We start from the raw sequence: 1,494 nt of genomic DNA, 5'->3' as shown, positions 1-1,494 counted from the left end.
TTCACATCCAGCCCAACCAGCCGCACATCAGGCCCAGCTCACCCGGACGGGAAGCAACCACTCTCTTCAAGATCGCAATTCGCTACAAAGCCGAGCAAGGGTGTTGGCGGGACAATGAGGCGTGACTGCGCGTACGGCCGCTCGGGCTTCAGTTGTGGCTTTGAGGGCGAAGTTCGATCAGTTCCTTCCCCACCTCGATGAGCGGCGCCGTCGGATCTACCTGGCCAGCGAGGCCGCCGCGCTTGGCCACGGCGGGATCACGCTGGTGGCCGACGCTTCCGGCGCCAGTGTGGCCACCATCGCACGCGGGATCGCCGAGCTGTCCGAGCGCCCTTTGCCAGCCGGGCGGATCCGGGCTCCAGGAGCCGGCCGTAAGCCGGTGACGGTCACCGACCCCGGTCTGCTGCCCGCGCTTGAAGCTCTGATCGAGCCGCACACCCGTGGCGATCCGGTCTCGCCATTGCGCTGGACCACGCTCTCGCTGCGGTCCCTGGCCTCAGCGTTGACCACTCAGGGCCACCCTGTCAGCGCGGCGACCGTTGGACGCCTGCTGCACACTCTGGGATACAGCCTGCAGGGCACCGCCAAGACCACAGAAGGAGGTGCCAGTCATCCGGATCGGGATGCTCAGTTCACGCACATCAACGCCACTGCCGCAGCCTTCCTCGAAGACAACCAACCAGTGATCAGTGTGGACACCAAGGCCAAAGAGTGGCTCGGCAACCGCGACCGACCCGGCTGCACCTGGCGGCCGGGCAAGAACCCCATCCGTGTGGACTGCCACACGTTCACCACCAGCGACCAGCCCGTGGTCATCCCCTACGGGATCTACGACATCGCTCGCAACTCCGGCTGGGTCAACGTCAGGACCGACCACGACACGGGCGAGTTCGCTGTGGAATCCATCCGCCGCTGGTGGCAGCAGCGCGGACGGAAGGACCACCCGGACGCCGGCCGGCTGCTGATCACCGCCGACTGCGGTGGTTCCAACGACCCTCGCCGCTGGACATGGAAGAAGCACCTCGCCGCCTTCGCCCTGGAAAGTGGACTGGAGATCACGGTCTGCCACTTCCCACCCGGAACATCGAAATGGAACAAGATCGAACACCGGATGTTCTGCCACATCACCGCGAACTGGCGCGGTAGGCCCTTGACCAGCTACCAGGTCGTCATCGAGACCATCGCCGCCACGACCACTCGCACCGGGCTCAGAATCGGAGCCGAACCGGCCGATATGGCCTGGGCATCACAGTCCCACCCGCCGAGTTCCATGCCTTGCCAATCACACCCCACGCCTTCCACGGCGACTGGAACTACACCCTGGCACCGGTCGCACCCCGGCACCCCGAGCCGGCACCGAGCCGGCACCGAGCCGACAACAAATCGATCCCGCCCTGACCCAGGGTTCGATCAAGTTCCGTAGGTGTCGGGGTTGTTGGTGATGCCCAGGATGGGGAGTGCTCGTTGGGGTATGTCGTGGATGGCCCGGGTGGT

The 1,494-nt window shown here is 65.5% G+C and carries 1 pseudogene; it reads left to right on the top strand.

The annotated features are described in order from the left end of the window. Window positions 1-121: 121 nt before the first annotated feature. Window positions 122-1,377: pseudogene (locus ACIQU6_RS44785) on the top strand (ISAzo13 family transposase); the annotation flags it as partial. Window positions 1,378-1,494: the final 117 nt, after the last annotated feature.

The sequence above is a fragment of the Streptomyces sp. NPDC090442 genome (genome assembly GCF_044769405.1).
GTDB lineage: Bacteria > Actinomycetota > Actinomycetes > Streptomycetales > Streptomycetaceae > Streptomyces.
The sequence above is the reverse complement of the archived record's forward strand: the minus strand, read 5'-3'. Positions and strand labels throughout refer to the sequence as shown.